This is a genomic window from Actinoplanes sp. NPDC023801 (genome assembly GCF_040639655.1).
Lineage (GTDB): Bacteria > Actinomycetota > Actinomycetes > Mycobacteriales > Micromonosporaceae > Actinoplanes.
Genome location: NZ_JBFAAI010000001.1, coordinates 96785 through 112769, shown reverse-complemented (window position 1 = coordinate 112769; position 15985 = coordinate 96785). Strand labels below are relative to the sequence as shown.

The window sequence follows — 15985 nt, the reverse complement described above, 5'->3', positions numbered from 1 at the left end:
ATGCGAATCCGCGGCGGGGACGCTTGCCCGGCCCGGCGCGGGAGAGGCCGGTGCCGGCGAAGCTGATACCGGCGAGGCCGGGGCCAGCGCCGGCGAGGCCGGAGCCGACGGGGACGAGGCTGGTGCTGGTGCTGGAGAGGCTGGTGCTGGCGAGGCGGGAGCCGGCGAAGGCGAGGCTGGTGCCGACGCGGATGACGTCGAGGCCGAACCGGATGAGGTCGGTGCCGGCGAGAGAGAACTCGGGGGCGGCGGGACGCTTGCACGCCCCGCACTCACCGGCGCCGGGGACGAAGACGAACCGGGCGATGGCACGGAGGCCCGGCCCGCCGCCGACGAACCGGTTGCCGCCGGAACAGACAAACCGGGAGCGGACGGCCGGGCAGGTGACCCCTGGCCAACCGTCGGTGAGGGTGGCGGCAGGAACCCGGTCTCCCGAGACCCGAACGAAGAAGGCCCGGCCGGCGGGGACCCGGACGACGGATTCCCGGCGGGGTCGTCCTCCTGCCAGGGGAAAGGCCGCCGAGGCTCACCCGATGGCGGCGGTACGGTCGCCCGGCCGGACGACAGCGCGGGGGATCGCACAGCATCGGCGGCGCCCGAATTATTCGGGTATGACGGAGATGCAGTTGACGAGTCGGCGCCTCGCATAGCCTCTTCAGAGCCGGGTTGCGAACCCGACACGCCGTGTTCGTCCGAACTGTCATGTGAATCTTGCCTCGTCACACGCCCCTCCTCGCCCGTGGCGTCAGACTTAGGGGAGACTAGCGACATCCGGCACACCGTTGCGCGCGGATCCTGCGGGCCCTGCTTCCATGCCCCGCTTCCCCGCCCGGCGGACCGGTCTATTCAAGCGGGCAAGCAAAAGGGGAGCGGATAATGGATTTCGACGTCTTGGTTGAGATCCCCAAGGGGCAGCGCAACAAGTACGAGGTTGACCACAAGACCGGACGTATCCGGCTGGACCGGACCCTCTTCACCGCGACACAGTATCCCGCGGACTACGGCTTCATCGAGGGCACCCTCGGCCAGGACGGGGACCCTCTGGACGCTCTGGTGCTGATCCCGGAGCCGACGTTCCCCGGGTGCCTGGTCCGCGCCCGCGCGATCGGCATGTACCGGATGACCGACGAGAAGGGCCGCGATGACAAGGTCATCTGCGTCCCGTTCGAGGACCCGCGTCAGGAGCACCTGCGCGACATCCACCACCTGGGCGAGTTCGACCGGCTGGAGATCCAGCACTTCTTCCAGGTCTACAAGGACCTGGAGCCGGGCAAGTCGGTCGAGGGCGCGACCTGGGTCGGGCGCATCGAGGCCGAGCAGGAGATCCGCGCCTCGTTCAAGCGCGAGGAGGCCGCTCAGGCCGAGGGAGAGCACGAGCACTGATCTCTCGCTCCCGCGAAAACCGCTGACGACCGCACCTGCGGGGCACAGGCCCCGCAGGTGCGGTCGTTATTGCCCTCCGCCCCACCGCGACCTTGTGCGGTGCGGACGGCACAACCCCGCCGCTGCCACCCCCGGCCCGGTGGCGACCTACGCCGCAAACTCACAAGTTCGGCAGCTGCCGAGCGAGCGGGACGCACCGCAAGCGCAGCGACGGGGGTCAGGTCAGGCCGGAGACGGCGCCGTAGAGGCCGGTCACCGCGCAGGCGACCGGGATGACCGAGATGACGATCAGGGCGTCGACGATGTCGGCGGCACGGCCGAGGTAGGGCGACGGCGGCCGGTCCGCGTACCGGGCGCCGACGGCAACCGTGATCAATGCCACAACCACCGCGCCCGCGATGACCGCGGGAAGGGCGTCTCCGGCGCCGGCCAGCATGTCGACGCCAAGGGCGGCTCCGCCGGCGAGACCGGCGGCGAGCACCGGCACCCGGTGCCGCTGGGTGACGAACAGGCGCGAGCGCAGGAGCAGCGCCAGCGCGCTCACCGCGATCAACGCACGGGACGCGAGCGTCCCGGCGGTGGCGAGCACGGCGAAGGCGCCGACGGCGAGGACGGCGTGGCCGAGGAGCATTCCGGAGAGAAGCTCATCGGTACGGGCCACCGAGGCGAACACCGCGCCGCGTTCCGGCAGCCTGCGCACCTGGTCGGACCCGGGCCGGGGCTCGTCGGTGAGCGACTCGGTGCCGGGCGGCAGCGCGACCGGCGGCAGCGGGGTGCGCCCGAACCGGACAGCGAGAAGCGGCAGCATGCCGATCCCGCAGACGAGCAGCGAGATCAGGATCGCCGCACCACCGGCGGCCGTGGTGAACAGGCCGGTGGCGGCGGTGAGCGCGCCGAGCAGCCCGACCACGACTCCCGCGGTGAAGAACCTCGCCCCGGCGGCCACGCCTGCTCCGGCCAGCGCCGACGCCAGGAGCACCGCGACCGATCCGGCGAGCAGTTCCGGACCGCCCAGCCAGGGTGCGGGTGGGAGCACGCCGGCGCGGTCGTAGGAGGTGACCAGAAGGGCACCACCGGCGAAGGCGTACGGAAGCGCGTACCCGCCGAGCGCCACACCGGCGCGCAGGTCACCGTACGCCCGGGAGGCGACCGTCCCGACGAGGGTCAGCAGAACCGCGACGCCGAGCCCGATCATCCCCGGTACGCCGCCTCCGGAACCGCTCGCGAGCAGGGCGGGAAGGCCGAGTCCGAGCGGCACGGCGGCGGCCGCGAGGGTGGCCGTGCGACTGGCGGCCGGCGTCCAGATGCCACCGCGGCGGCGTGCGCCCTCGGCGATGGCCTCGACCACGTCGTCGTACTCGAGTTCCGGCCACTCCTCGCCGGCCGAGACCAGGTGGAGCACTTCGCCGTCCCGTACACCCTGGGGGTGGAGGCCCTGAGCGGTCGCCAGAGCGACGCCGTCACCGCGCCGCAGCACCCAGCCGCCGTGCCGTTCGCCCTGGTCGGCGAGGCCTTCCCCGGCGTGCCGCAGCACTTCGGGCAGCAATTCGGCCAGCGGCACCTGCTCGGGGAGGGCCACGTCGACCCGCCGTTGCGGCGCACTGATGGTCACGCGGGCCAGACCGACGCTCACCAGGCATTCCTTCCGTTCGTCCACAGCCAGTGACGGAGGTTATCCACATCGACCGGGACGAGGCTGCGGGATCGACGGAACTTTACCTAGAGTGGGCCGGTCGTGAAGTCCCGAGATCTGCGGGGCTGCCGGAGCCGGATTTCAAGGGGGCGGGGATGGGCACCGTGATGATCAAACGGGCGGCCCGCCGACCGGCTCCGGAGATCCCGGAGGGGCAGCTGACCGTCGAGCCGCCGCCGGAGATCCCGGAGGCGGTGGGTTCGCGCTGGCAGCAGTGGCTGATGGCGCTGCCGATGCTGGGCGGCACGCTGGCCATGGCGATGATGATGGGCCAGGGGCGGGGCGGCGCGTACTCGTACGTGATCGGTGGTCTGTTCGGTATTTCCTCGCTGGCCATGCTGATGACCTCGTTCGGCTCGGCGGGTGCGCCGCGCAAGGCGGAGATGATGGCCGCCCGCCGGGAGTACCTTCGCCATCTGGCCTCGCTGCGCAAGCGGGTCCGGGAGACCGCCCGCCTGCAGCGGCTCGGGCTGATCTACCGGCATCCCGATCCGGAGCGGTTGTGGTCGACGGCCGACAGCCACCGGGTGTGGGAGCGTCGGACCGGCGACCCGGATTTCGGGGTGGTGCGCGTCGGTCTCGGCCCGCAGACGCTTGCGACGCCGCTGGTCCCGCCGGTGACCCGGCCGCTGGACGAGCTGGAGCCGATGACCGCGGGAGCGCTGCGCCGGTTCCTGGACGCCTATTCGGTGGTGCCGGACCTGCCGGTGGCGATGTCGCTGCGCGGGTTCGCCCGGGTGTTCGTGCGCGGCGATGCGCCGGGCGCGGAAGGGCCGCGCGCGCTGGTCCGGGCGGTGCTCGCCCAGCTGGCCGTCTTCCACGCCCCGGAGGATCTGGTGATCGCGGTCTGCGCCGGCCGGGAGACCCGCCAGTACTGGGAGTGGGTCAAGTGGCTGCCGCACGCCCAGCATCCGTCGCTGGTCGACGCGCTGGGCGCCGTGCGGCTCGTCGCGGGAGACGAACCACGGCTGGCCGAGCTGCTGGAGCAGGTCATCGGTTCACGACCGCGTTTCCAGCCGGGACACAGCGCCGGGAGCACCCCGCACGTCCTGGTCGTGGTCGACGGTGCCGAGCCGGCCAACACCAGGCTCGACGACGCACTGGACGGGCTGACCGTCCTCGACCTGGACACCATGCCACCCCGGCTGCTCGACCGTTCGTCGCTGGTGCTGGAGGTCCGCACCGACGGCATCCTCGGCACCTGGACGATGGATCACGAGAGCGAAGCGGGCCGGGCCGACGGGCTGACCGTCGACGAGGCCGAGGCGGTGGCGCGGCGGCTGGCACCGTTGCGGCTGGCCACCGCACCCGACCCGGGCGGCGGAGCCCCGGCCGCCACCGAGACGGGCCTGCCGGAGCTGCTCGGCATCGGTGACCCGGAGACCTTCAACGTGTCGCGGGGCTGGCCGGCCCGCCCGCACCGGGACCGGCTGCGGGTCCCGATCGGGGTGAGCGACGACGGCATGCCGGTCGAGCTGGACCTGAAGGAGTCGGCGCAGGACGGCATGGGCCCGCACGGGCTGCTCGTCGGCGCCACCGGGTCGGGTAAGTCGGAGCTGCTGCGCACCCTGGTGCTGGCGCTCGCCGCCACTCACTCGTCGGAGATCCTGAACTTCGTCCTGATCGACTTCAAGGGCGGTGCCGCGTTCGCCGCCTGTGACCGCCTGCCGCACACGGCCGCGCTGGTCACCAACCTGGAGGACGCGCTACCGCTGGTGGACCGGATGGCCGACGCGCTGGAGGGCGAGCTGAGCCGCCGACAGGAGCTCCTGCGCAAGGCCGGCAACTACGCGGGGCAGTTCGACTACGAGAAGGCACGGGCCGGTGGGGCGCCGCTGGCACCGCTGCCGACGCTGTTCGTGGTCTGTGACGAGTTCACCGAGATGCTCGAGAAGCGGCCGCACTTCATCGACATCTTCCTGCAGATCGGGCGGCTCGGCCGGTCGCTCGGCGTGCATCTGCTGCTGGCCAGCCAGCGGCTCGAGGACGGCCGGCTGCGTGGTCTGGACACGCATCTGTCGTACCGGATCGGTCTGCGGACGTTCTCGGCGCTGGAGTCGCGAGCCGTTCTCGGTGTGCCGGACGCGTACGAGCTGCCACGCTCCCCCGGCAACGGCTACATGAAGTTCGGCACCGAGCCACTGATCCGGTTCAAGGCCGCCTATGTGGGCGGGCCGGTGCGCCGGTCCGGCAGCCCGAGCGGGCGCACCGAGCACGGCAGTGTCCAGGTGCTGCCGTGGACCACCCAGCACGTGGCGGCGCCGGCCAGTGCGCCCGCACCCAAGCCGGTGGCCGACCCGGACGGGCCGAAACTCGCCGACGTTCTGATCGAGAAGATGGTCGGCCAGGGCCCGCCGGCGCATCAGGTGTGGCTGCCGCCGCTCGACGAGTCGGCGGTGCTCGACGACCTGCTCGGCCCGGTCGGTGTCACGCCGGGGCGCGGGCTCACCTTCACCAACCCGGCGCTGCACAACCGGCTCCAGGTGCCGATCGCGGTCATCGACAAGCCTCGTGATCAGCTGCGCGACGTCATGTGGCTGCAACTGGCCGGGGCGGCCGGGCACGTCGCCGTGGTCGGCGGCACGCTCAGCGGCAAGTCGACCGCGCTGCGGACCCTGGTGTGCGGGCTGGCGCTCACCCACACGCCGGCCGAGGTGCAGATCTACTGCCTCGACTTCGGTGGTGGCGGCCTTGCGACGCTACGGGACCTGCCGCACGTGGGCGGGGTGTTCGGACGGCTCGAGGCGGAGGGCGTACGCCGTACCGTCGGCGAGATGGTCACCCTGCTCGCCGAGCGGGAGGCCCGGTTCACCGAGCTCGGCGTGGAGTCGATGGCGGCCTACCGGAGCCGGCGGGCGGGCGGCAACGATCCGTTCGGTGACGTGTTCCTGGTGGTCGACGGCTGGAGCAGCGTCCGCAAGGACTACGAGGAACTGGAGCCGGTCCTCACCGACCTGGCCACCCGGGGCCTGTCCTACGGCATCCACCTGGTGGCGGCTGCCTCCCGCTGGATGGACTTCCGCCCGGTGGTCCGGGACCTCTTCGGTTCCCGCCTGGAACTGCGGCTCGGTGACCCGTCCGACTCGATCATCGCGCGGCGGGCCGCCGAGTCGGTGCCGGACGCGGCACCCGGGCGTGGCATGGTCGCGCACCCGACCGATCGGACCAAGGGCCTGCACCTGCTCACGGTTCGGCCCGAGGTCAGCTCGATCGGTGAGACTCCGGCCCTGGTCAAGTCGATCGCGGCGGCCTGGGACGGCCAGCCGGCCCCGCGGGTGCGGTTGCTGCCGGCCTCGGTGCCGTACACCGCTCTGGACGCGGAGCGCGGCAGCGGCCTGCGGATCCCGATCGGTATCGCGGAGGCCGACCTGCGGCCCGTGGAGATCGACTTCGCGACCGACCCGCACTTCCTGCTCTTCGGCGAGGGCGAGAGCGGCAAGACGTCGTTCCTGCGGTCCGTCGCGACCACGCTCACCAACCGGTTCCGGCCGGAGGAGTGCCGGATCATCCTGGTCGACTACCGGCGCAGCCTGATGGACCTGCCGGAATCAGAACACCGCATCGGGTACGGCATGCAGGCCCAGCAGACTCAGGACCTGATCCTGTCCGCGGCCGGCTACATGCAGCGCCGCCTGCCGGGCCCCGATGTGACCGCCCGTGAGCTGCGGGAGCGCTCCTGGTGGACCGGTCCGGAGTTGTTCGTCCTGGTCGACGACTACGACCTGGTCGTGTCCGGGCCGACGAACCCGCTGACCCCCCTGGTGGAGTACCTCCCTCAGGCCCGCGACATCGGCTTGCACCTGGTGCTGACCCGGCGTAGCGGCGGTGCCGGCCGGGCGCTCTACGAGCCGGTGATCCAGCGTCTCCGGGAGCTGTCCGCACCCGGCATGGTGATGTCCGGTTCGCCGGAGGAGGGTGCGCTCATCGGTAACGTCAAGCCCGTCCCGCTGCCACCAGGGCGTGGTCGCCTGATCACGAGGCGTGAGGGAACGCGTCTGATCCAGGTCGCGCACGTGCCACCGTTCCGCGATTCGGGAAATGAACAGACACCGGGTGCGATTGGTCGCGGCAGACCGCAGCGACACGCCGATGTGTAGGAGTAATCTCCGTCCATCGACTGACGACACGCCGATCGAGGCGACTGATCGAACCTGAAGTGACTGACCGCAGCTGCCGACCGTCTCAGAATGGCGACGCCGACCAGTGACCAGTGAGCATCAACGCCGGGCCGGACAGGCCGCCCTCGCCGGCGCCCTCCGGCGGGCCGGGGCGGCCGCCCTGGCCGGTCTGTTCGCGTTCGGCGCCCCGGCCGCAGCCTCCGCCGCACCGGTTCGCCCGCTCAACGAGCCGGTCCTGAGCGGCGACACGGTCCGCGCCGAGCAGTGGCAGCTGAGCGCGCTGAACCTGGCCGAGGCGTGGAACTACTCGGACGGCTCCGGCGTCACCGTCGCGGTGATCGACTCCGGGGTCGATGCGAACCACGTCGACCTGGAGGGCCAGGTGCTGGCCGGCGTCGACCTGGTGGACCGCAAGACCGACGGCGAGAGCGACCCGGTCGGCCACGGCACCTCGGTGTCGGCGATCATCGCGGGCCGCTCCGACGACCAGGCCGGAGTCGTGGGCATCGCTCCGAAAGCCAAGATTCTGCCGGTACGGGTGCTCGACGAGGACAACAAGTACGACGACTCGCTGATCGTCGCCAAGGGCGTGCGCTGGGCGGTCGACAACGGCGCCAAGGTGGTGAACCTGTCGCTCGGCGGCAGTGGCTCCAGTCCCACTCTCGCCGCCGCCATCGACTACGCGTTCGCCAAGGACGTCGTGGTGATCGCCTGCACCGGCAACGCCACCGGCACGAGCACGCAGAAGAACTCGAACGTCGGAGTCTGGTATCCGGCCCGGGAGCCCGGTGTGATCGCGGTCGGCGGCACCGAACGCGACGGCGAGGGCCTCTGGAGCGGCTCCATCCGCGGCGCCGAGACCGTGGTGACGGCGCCCGCCACCAACCTGGTCGGTGCCCGCCCGGACGGTTACTGGCGAGTGCAGGGCACCAGCTTCGCCGCGCCGATGGTGTCGGCCACCGCCGCGCTGATCCGGTCCCGCTGGCCGGACATGCCGGCCGGTGAGGTGGTCAACCGGATCATCCGGACCGCCGACGATCGCGGCGCACCCGGCCGGGACACCGAGTTCGGGTACGGCCTTATCAACCCGGTCGCAGCACTCACGGCGGACGTGCCGTCCGTGACCGGCAACCCGCTCGACAACACGCCGCCACCCGGTGTGGCCAAGTTCGGTAGCGCGCCGGTCTCCGGACAGGCACAGTCGGCCCCGCAGGAGAGCACCCAGCCGGCCGGCGTCCCGGCGGCGGTGCCCGGTGGCAACGTCGGCGGGTGGGCGGCTCCGGCCAAACTCGAGCCGACCGGTACACCGGCGGCCCGATGGATAGCGATCGCACTGTTCCTGCTGTCAGCGATCGCCGCAGCCATCACCATCCGCCGCTTCGCCGCCACCACCGGCTGACCAGCCCACCACCTACTGACCAACCCCCCACCGCGCGGGCTGGCCACCCCGCCATCAGCGCCGGCTGATGGCGGTTTCACCGCCACCGGCTGACCAGCCGACGCCGCGCGAGCTGACCACCCCGCCAACAGTGCCGGCTTACGGCCGCTTCACCGCCACTACCGGCGCCGCCGGACCAGCCGAAGAAAGCACCAGGACCGGCCGGAAAGCAGCACGAGCGGCCAAAGGCGAAGCGCGAGCGGCCAAAGGAAAGGCACCGCGAGCGGACCAGGCGCTGCGCGAGCGGACCAAGGCCAAGCACCGCGAGCGGACCAGGCGCTGCGCGAGCGGACCAAGGCCAAGCACCGCGAGCAAACCAGGCGCCGCGCGAACGGACCAAGGCCAACCGGGAGCTAACCAGGCCAAGCACCGCGAGCAGCCGCGGCCGGCCGAGAGGCTGCCCCGATCAGCCGGGACGCTAGGCGCACTCGCCGGTGCGGACCTCCTGGGTGTTGGCCCGCCCGGCCTGGGCCACCCCGGCGACCTCGTCGGCGGTGAGGGCGAAGCCAACGTTCTTGTCGTCGGCAGCCGCCGCGAAGATCACTCCGAGGACGCCGCCGTTGGGATCGATCAGCGGACCGCCCGAGTTGCCGCTGCGGACGAGCGACTTGATCGTGTAGATCTCCCGGGTCACGTCGCCGGATTCGTAGATGTCCGGGCCGGTGATGTCGCCGACGTCGCGGATCCGGGCGGACTGCGCGTTGTACGGCCCGTCCTGCGGGTAGCCGAGAACGATGGCGCTGGCGCCGGTCGCGGCCTCCTTGCCGACGAACGACATCACCGGTGCCTTGAGGCCGGGCACATAGAGGACAGCAAGGTCGCGCTTGGGGTCGTAGACGACCACTTTGCCCTCGACCTCGCGCCCGCCGCTCTCCACGACGACCTCGCGGGTGCCGGCCACCACGTGCGCGTTCGTCATCACGCGCTCCTTGGCGTAGACGAAGCCGGTGCCCTCGATACGGCGGGAGCAGCTCGGCGCGGAGCCGAGGATCTTCAGGACCGAACTCTTCGAGGCGGTCACCACCTTGGACTTGGCGAGCGCCTGGTCCGGGGCGGCGACTTCACGGGCCTGGGTACGGGCCAGACCGCCGAAGACGTCGGGGAAGCCGTTGGTGTCGAGGGTGTCGCGCAGGCCGGAGGAGAGCGACCGCACCTCCTCGGGAACCAGCTCGGTGACGCCGCCGAGGATGGCGCTGTCCCGCACCGCGGCGTTGATCGCGGGGAACGGCGTGGACCCGAACGGGACGGCGACCAGCCAGGCGGCGAAGAGTACCGCGACGACGGAGACGAGTGCGCCGCCGGCGTCGTCCAGGTACTGCACGGAGCGGTTCTCGATCACCTGCCGCAGGTTGGTGCCGAGCCAGCCGGCCAGCGTCTGGCCGAGGACAGCGAGCACGAGAATGATGCCGAGCGCGACGACGAGCCGCACCGTCCCGTTCTCGAACTGCCGGGCCAGCAGCGGACCGAGCTGCAGACCGATGAGAACACCGCTGAAGAAGCCACCGAGCGACAGCGCGCCGATGACGAAGCCTTGGCGGTATCCGCTGATCGCGAACAGCACCATGACCACGATCAGGAAGATATCGACCACAGGCACTCACTCAGCGTAGAAGTCGCGGGCCAGCTCACGGCACCACCTCATCCGGCGCACCACCGCGGGCGGCCGGAACGGGGGCGGCGGCGTCCGGAAGTTCGACGAGCCGGCCCGGCTCCCACGGGCGCGACCAACCGGCCATGTTCAGCAACGCAGCGATCACCCCCGCCGTGAATCCCCAGACGAGCAGCCCTTGGACCTGGAACGCAGGTCCGATCCAGCCACTCGGATGTCGCACCCGGATACGGTTCGCGGGGTCGGCGAGTTCACTGATCGGCAGGCGAGCGACGTGAGCCACCTCGGCCGGTTGCAACGGATGCACCGGATGTGGTTTTCGCCACCATGCGAGAACCGGGCTCACCACGAAGCCGCTGACCGGGATCCACAGGTCCGGCAGGAGCGCGAGAACCTCGGCCGAGGACGGGTCGAGACCGACCTCCTCCTCGGCCTCGCGCAGCGCGGTGGCGGGGGCGTGCGCGTCATCCGGGTCGGTCGCGCCGCCGGGGAAGGCGGGCTGACCGGCGTGGTTCCGCATGGTCGCGGCCCGCTGCAGGATCAGCAGGTCGGGCCGGCCGGGTTCGTCCTCGCCCAGCAGGACCAGGACCGCGCTGGACCGGCCGCCCGTCCCGGACGGTTTGCGCAGCGTGGTGAAGTCTTCGGTGCGGCACTGGTCGACGTTGGTGAGCAGCGGCTCGAACCAGTCGGGGAGCCCGTCCGGCCGCGCCAGCACCTCGCCTCTGCTCATCGGGTCACCGTAATGCCGGTGTGTTTCCTCATCTGTTCGATCAACTGATCGACGTCCATGGCAGTGCGATGCACGTTCATCCCCCCGTCGGCATCGATGAACACGGTGGCGGGCAGGGTGGCCACCCCGAGCGAGTCGGCGAACTTCTTTTCCTCGTCGAAGAGAGTCGGAAAAGTGACACTCCGGTCGGTCGCGAAGTCGGCCGCGGCGGACCGGCGGTCGCCGCTGTCCACGCCGATGACGGTGAACCGGCCGTCGGCGCGGTCGGCCAGTCCCTGCACGACCGGCAACTCCTCGCGGCACGGCGCACACCAGGAGGCCCAGATGTTGATCACCGCGGGGCCGCGCAGGTCACGAAGCCGTACCTCGGTGCCGCCGGTGAAACAGGGCAGGGACAGGTCGGGCAGTCGCTCACCCGCCGCCGGGGCGCCGCTCAGATTGTCGCAGCCCGCGAACGGTGAGGGCACCTCAGGGGCGTCGACCTCGGCAGCGCAGGACGAGAGGACCAGAACAGCCCCAAGAGCCGGGAGAAGCCGCCTCACATCCCCTCCGGGGCACCGGAAAGCGGGGTGGCCGGGGCGGCGGCGACCGGCTCCGACTCCGACTCCTCAGGGGCCAGCACCGCGGAGGCCGGAACCAGATCAGGGTCGACACCGGCGGCCACGGCGAGATCACGCGCCCGCGGCCCCTTGAGCAGTTTCGCCGCCGGGGCCGCCTCGGTCGGACCGGTGCCGTACGACGGGCACATCGCGGCCAGCGTGCAGGCTCCACACGCGGGCGTCCGGGCGTGGCAGACCCGCCGGCCGTGGAAGATCACCCGGTGCGACAGCATGGTCCAGTCGCGTTTCTCGATCAGGTCGGCGACCAGGAACTCGATCTTCACCTCGTCCTGTTCGTCGACCCAGCCGAACCGGTTGGTCAGCCGCCGGAAGTGGGTGTCGACGGTGATGCCGGGTACGCCGAACGCGTTGCCGAGGACCACGTTGGCGGTCTTGCGGCCGATGCCGGGCAGTTTCACCAGCTGCTCAAGCTTGCGCGGGATCTGCCCGTCATGCCGTTCGAGCAGCGCCTGACCGAGCCCGATCAGCGAGTTGGTCTTGGCCCGGAAGAACCCGGTCGGCCGGAGCAGTGTCTCCATCTCGGCACGGTCGGCGGCCGCGTAGTCGGCGGCCGACCGATACTTGCGGAAGAGCTCCGGGGTGACCTGGTTGACCCGCACGTCAGTGGTCTGCGCCGACAGGATCGTCGCGACGGCCAGTTCGAGCGGGTTGGTGAAGTCGAGCTCGCAGTGCGCGTCGGGATGGGTGTCGGCCAGCACCCGGGCCATCCGGCGGGCGCGGCGCTTGCGGCCGAGCGCCGTCTCGCCCGCGAAGCGCTTGGTTGCGAGAGTCGCGGCGCGGGGTCGAGTCACCGGTAAAGAGTACGTCGGGGCCTCATGCCGCCGGCTTGATGCTTCCATCGGTTCCGACGACGGCGCCGGTCTCGCCGAAATCGGCCTCGGACAGCTCGGCGACCATCTTGCGGCCGCGCTCGTTCGCCTTGTCACGGGTCGGCACACCATTGTCGTTCATGTACGTGGAGACGAACTTCCCGCCCACGTACTTGCCCTCCTTGGTGAGCGACACGTGCAGCACCCCGGCGTACTTGAGGATGCCGTTGCGGGAGAGCGTGCGCCCGCCGCCGGCGAAGTTGCCCAGGCTGTACGCGATGAGCTTGCCCTTGTAGAACTCCATGCCCCGCAGCACGTGCGGGCCGTGCCCGACGACCAGGTCGGCGCCGGCGTCGATCACGGTCCGGCTGAACTTCATCGGGTCGCCCCGGTTCTCCCCGAAGTAGGTCTCGGTGCCCGGCTTCACGTGGTTCTTGTCGGTGCCCTCGGCGCCCATGTGCACCTGCACGACGACCAGGTCGGCCTGCCCGGTCGCCTTCTCGACCACGGCCGCGGCGGCGTCCAGGTCGTTCAGCGGGTTGGCACCGGCGTACGACGAGAATCCGAGGACCGCGACCTTGACGCCCTTGACGTCGACCACGGTGATCTGGTCCTCGGCACCGGTGTGCTCGAGTCCGGCCTTCTCCAGCGCTTCCACGGTGTTCTCGTAACCCTGGACCCCGAAGTCCTTGGAGTGGTTGTTGGCCGTGTTGAGCAGCTGGAACCCGCCCTCCTTGAGGTGCTCGGCGTAGGCCGGGGGTGACCGGAACGCGAAGCAGTTGGGCCGCTTGGGGCTGCCGCACTTGGAGGTACCGGTGTCGCCGGTGAGCGGCTGTTCCAGGTTGCCCATGACGAGGTCGGACTTCAGGGCCTCGGTGACCGAGTCGAAGAAGCCGTCGCCATTGTTGGGAGGGAGGCTGCCCGGGGCGTTGCTCATCATGATGTCGCCGGTGGCGGAGAGGGTGATCGACTCGACCTGCGCGGACTCCTCGACCGGTTTCGCGGTGGATCCGCCCGGCGACGACGATCCGGCCGGAGGGTTCCAGACGGGCTCGGGGTCACTGCCACTCAGGCCACATCCCCCCAAACCGGTACCAAGCAGGAGTACGGCGGCAATAGCGACGACCGAAACGGGTCGCTTCTTACGGTGGGTCGGGGGGTGCGGATTCATCGACGCGGACGATACCGTCGTTCCGCAAGCGGGATCGACAGACGAAAGGCCTGTCCTGATATGCCCGGACCGCTGAATTGTCAGCACCGGTCTCGGCATTTCTGGTTACCGTCCAGTATCTGGATCAAGGGGTGGCCGCCCGTTTCCCGCCCGCGTGCGCCTAGACTGATCGAGCGCAGACGTTGCGCGTTTTCGGAGGTGCGGCGATGGATGAGGTACTGGCTCGCAGCGGAATCTTCCAGGGCGTTGACCCGGAAGCCGCCGAGGCGCTCGCCAAGGAGATGGACACGATCGAAGTCCGTAAGGGCGACGTCGTCTTCAACGAGGGCGAGGCCGGCGACAGCCTGTATATCGTTCTGTCGGGGAAGATCAAGCTCGGACGCCGCGCCGCGGACGGCCGGCAGAATCTCGTTTCCATCATGGGCCCGTCGGACATGCTTGGTGAGCTCTCCCTGTTCGACCCTGGGCCGCGGACGGCAACCGCGACCGCGGTGACCGACAGCCGGCTTGCCCGGCTGAAGAAGTCGTCACTGCGTCCCTGGCTCAACAACCGGCCGGAGATCGCGGAGCAGCTGCTCCGCGTCCTGGCCCGGCGACTGCGTCGCACCAACGACGCGCTCGCTGATCTGATCTTCACAGACGTGCCCGGCCGCGTCGCGAAGAATCTGCTTCAAATGGCGGGCCGCTTCGGCACCCGTGACGGTGGCGTCCTGCGGGTGACGCACGACCTCACCCAGGAGGAGCTGGCCCAGTTGGTCGGCGCCTCCCGCGAGACGGTCAACAAGGCTCTCGCCGACTTCGCCTCGCGCGCCTGGCTGCGACTCGACGGCAAGAGCGTGATCATCCTCGACCCGGAGCGCCTGGCCCGCCGCGCACGCGTCTGACCTTCAGTTATAAGGGGCTGTCCGAAAGGACGGCCCCTTATACGTACGCGTTACACCTGTCCGTGTCGCATCACCTCGGCCACTCGTTACGGAGGTGGCCGAGAGGCATCGGTACGGACAGGGAAGGGCGCGGCATTGAAGGCAGGCAGGGGTGTGGCGAGATGACCGTGCTCGACACCACGCTGGACACGCGTGACCCCGCCTATCTCGAGGGGCGCGGCACCACCCTGCAACGCCTGGCCGAGCTGGAATCGGCCCTCGACGAGGCCCGCGCGGGCGGCGGCGAGAAGTACGTGACCCGGCATCACGCCCGGGGCAAGCTGCTGCCTCGCGAGCGCATCGAGATGCTGCTCGACCAGGACAGCCCGTTTCTCGAGCTGTGCCCGGTCGCGGCGCGTGGATCGGAGTTCCCGGTCGGTGCCAGTGTGGTGACCGGGATCGGCGTGGTCGAGGGCGTCGAGTGCGTTGTGATGGCGAACGACCCAACCGTGGACGAGGGTTCGGTCAACCCGTACACCGCCGAGAAGATCCGCCGGGCCACCACGATCGCCTCCGCGAACCGGCTGCCGATGATCAACTTGATCGAATCGGCGGGTGACACGTCCTCTGGCGGCCTGTTCCCGCCAGACCGGGTGCCGTCGATCTGCGTGGTCTTCGGTGCCGCCACCGGGGATGCCGCCTACCTGCCGGCACTCTGCGACTACACGATCCGGGTACGCGGGCACGCCAAGGTGCTGACCATCCACCCGCAGCCGATAAACGGTCACACGACCGTGGACGTGCGGGCCACGCCGGTCGTGCCCGCCGGCCCGGACGGCCCCGCGGACCAGCTGGCCGAGGACGAGCGGGACGGCCTGCGCCTGGCGCGGCAGTGCGTCCGCCGGCTCAACTGGCACAAGCTCGGCCGCCCAGCGAGCACCCGGTGCCCGCGGCCGCCGCGGCACGACGCGGAGGGCCTGCTGACGCTTGCCGCCGCCGATCCGGCCGCGTTCGAGCCGCGCGAGGTGCTGGCCCGGATCCTCGACGACAGCGACTTCGACGAGTTCAAGCCGGGTATGGCCACCGCCCTGGTGGCGGGCTGGGGTGAGCTGCACGGCTATCCGATCGCGGTGGTCGCCGCGCCGTGCCGCTCGTACACCGCGACGGAGGCGCAGAAGGTGGTGCACTTCCTGCACCTGGCGAACACGACCGCGACCCCGGTCCTCTTCCTGCTGCACACCGGCGCGCCGGCTCCGGACCAGAAGCCCGCCGACGAGCCGGACCCCCGGCACGACGCACCGATGGCACACGCGATAGCCCGCTCCACCGTGCCGCACCTGATCCTCGCCGTCGGCGAGGTCAGCGGCGAGCGCACCGATGAGCCGCGATTCCGGTTCAGCTGGCCGTCGGCCGAAACGAGTCGAGCCGATGACGGCGTCATCGATCCCCGAGACACCCGTACGGTCCTCGGCCTCTGCCTCTCCGCCGTGCACAGTGCGGCCGTGGAGGGCGCCGGCCACGTCGGCGTGTTCCGATCTTGAAAGGTAGACC

11 protein-coding genes are annotated in these 15985 nt (G+C 70.7%); 5 read left to right on the top strand and 6 right to left on the bottom strand.

Annotation, left to right across the window (positions count from 1 at the left end; translation table 11 throughout):
• The first annotated feature begins 876 nt into the window (after positions 1 to 876).
• A complete protein-coding gene (locus AB0G04_RS00505) occupies positions 877 to 1383 on the top strand; it encodes an inorganic diphosphatase (RefSeq protein ID WP_360973990.1) in 507 nt (168 codons plus the stop codon).
• Positions 1384 to 1600: 217 nt separating this feature from the next.
• Here the strand turns inward: AB0G04_RS00505 and eccD are convergent, their stop codons facing one another.
• Positions 1601 to 3016 (bottom strand): type VII secretion integral membrane protein EccD, encoded by a 1416-nt coding sequence (gene eccD / locus AB0G04_RS00500; RefSeq protein ID WP_360973987.1) that lies wholly within the window; start codon positions 3014 to 3016, stop codon positions 1601 to 1603.
• A gap of 155 nt (positions 3017 to 3171) precedes the next feature.
• On the opposite strand from eccD, the gene eccCa reads away from it, so the two are divergent.
• Positions 3172 to 7173 (top strand): type VII secretion protein EccCa, encoded by a 4002-nt coding sequence (gene eccCa / locus AB0G04_RS00495; protein WP_360973984.1) that lies wholly within the window; start codon positions 3172 to 3174, stop codon positions 7171 to 7173.
• A gap of 106 nt (positions 7174 to 7279) precedes the next feature.
• Positions 7280 to 8593, top strand: a complete 1314-nt coding sequence (gene mycP, locus AB0G04_RS00490) for a type VII secretion-associated serine protease mycosin (protein WP_360973981.1) — start codon at positions 7280 to 7282, stop codon at positions 8591 to 8593.
• A gap of 457 nt (positions 8594 to 9050) precedes the next feature.
• Here the strand turns inward: mycP and AB0G04_RS00485 are convergent, their stop codons facing one another.
• Genes AB0G04_RS00485 through AB0G04_RS00465 form a run of 5 tightly spaced genes read right to left on the bottom strand, consistent with a single transcriptional unit; the run spans position 9051 to position 13571 of the window.
• The gene (locus AB0G04_RS00485; RefSeq protein ID WP_360973978.1) at positions 9051 to 10229 is read right to left on the bottom strand and encodes a MarP family serine protease; all 1179 of its coding nucleotides are present in this window, start codon (positions 10227 to 10229) and stop codon (positions 9051 to 9053) included.
• Between the two features lie 28 nt (positions 10230 to 10257).
• Positions 10258 to 10971 carry a CoA pyrophosphatase gene (locus AB0G04_RS00480; protein ID WP_360973975.1) on the bottom strand — a complete coding sequence of 238 codons (714 nt, stop codon included), beginning with the start codon at positions 10969 to 10971 and terminating at the stop codon, positions 10258 to 10260.
• The gene (locus tag AB0G04_RS00475) at positions 10968 to 11513 is read right to left on the bottom strand and encodes a TlpA disulfide reductase family protein (RefSeq protein ID WP_360973972.1); all 546 of its coding nucleotides are present in this window, start codon (positions 11511 to 11513) and stop codon (positions 10968 to 10970) included. Before AB0G04_RS00475 ends, AB0G04_RS00480 begins: the two co-directional genes overlap by 4 nt.
• Complete coding sequence (gene nth / locus AB0G04_RS00470) at positions 11510 to 12382, bottom strand: endonuclease III (protein WP_360973969.1); 873 nt, start codon at positions 12380 to 12382, stop codon at positions 11510 to 11512. Before nth ends, AB0G04_RS00475 begins: the two co-directional genes overlap by 4 nt.
• A 22-nt stretch (positions 12383 to 12404) precedes the next feature.
• A complete protein-coding gene (locus AB0G04_RS00465; protein ID WP_360973966.1) occupies positions 12405 to 13571 on the bottom strand; it encodes a CapA family protein in 1167 nt (388 codons plus the stop codon).
• A gap of 206 nt (positions 13572 to 13777) precedes the next feature.
• Between AB0G04_RS00465 and AB0G04_RS00460 the strand changes: the two genes are divergently transcribed.
• A complete protein-coding gene (locus tag AB0G04_RS00460) occupies positions 13778 to 14455 on the top strand; it encodes a Crp/Fnr family transcriptional regulator (protein WP_014447921.1) in 678 nt (225 codons plus the stop codon).
• 161 nt (positions 14456 to 14616) lie between these two features.
• Entirely contained in the window at positions 14617 to 15975 is a 1359-nt protein-coding gene (locus AB0G04_RS00455; RefSeq protein WP_360973963.1) for a carboxyl transferase domain-containing protein, read from the top strand.
• Positions 15976 to 15985: the final 10 nt, after the last annotated feature.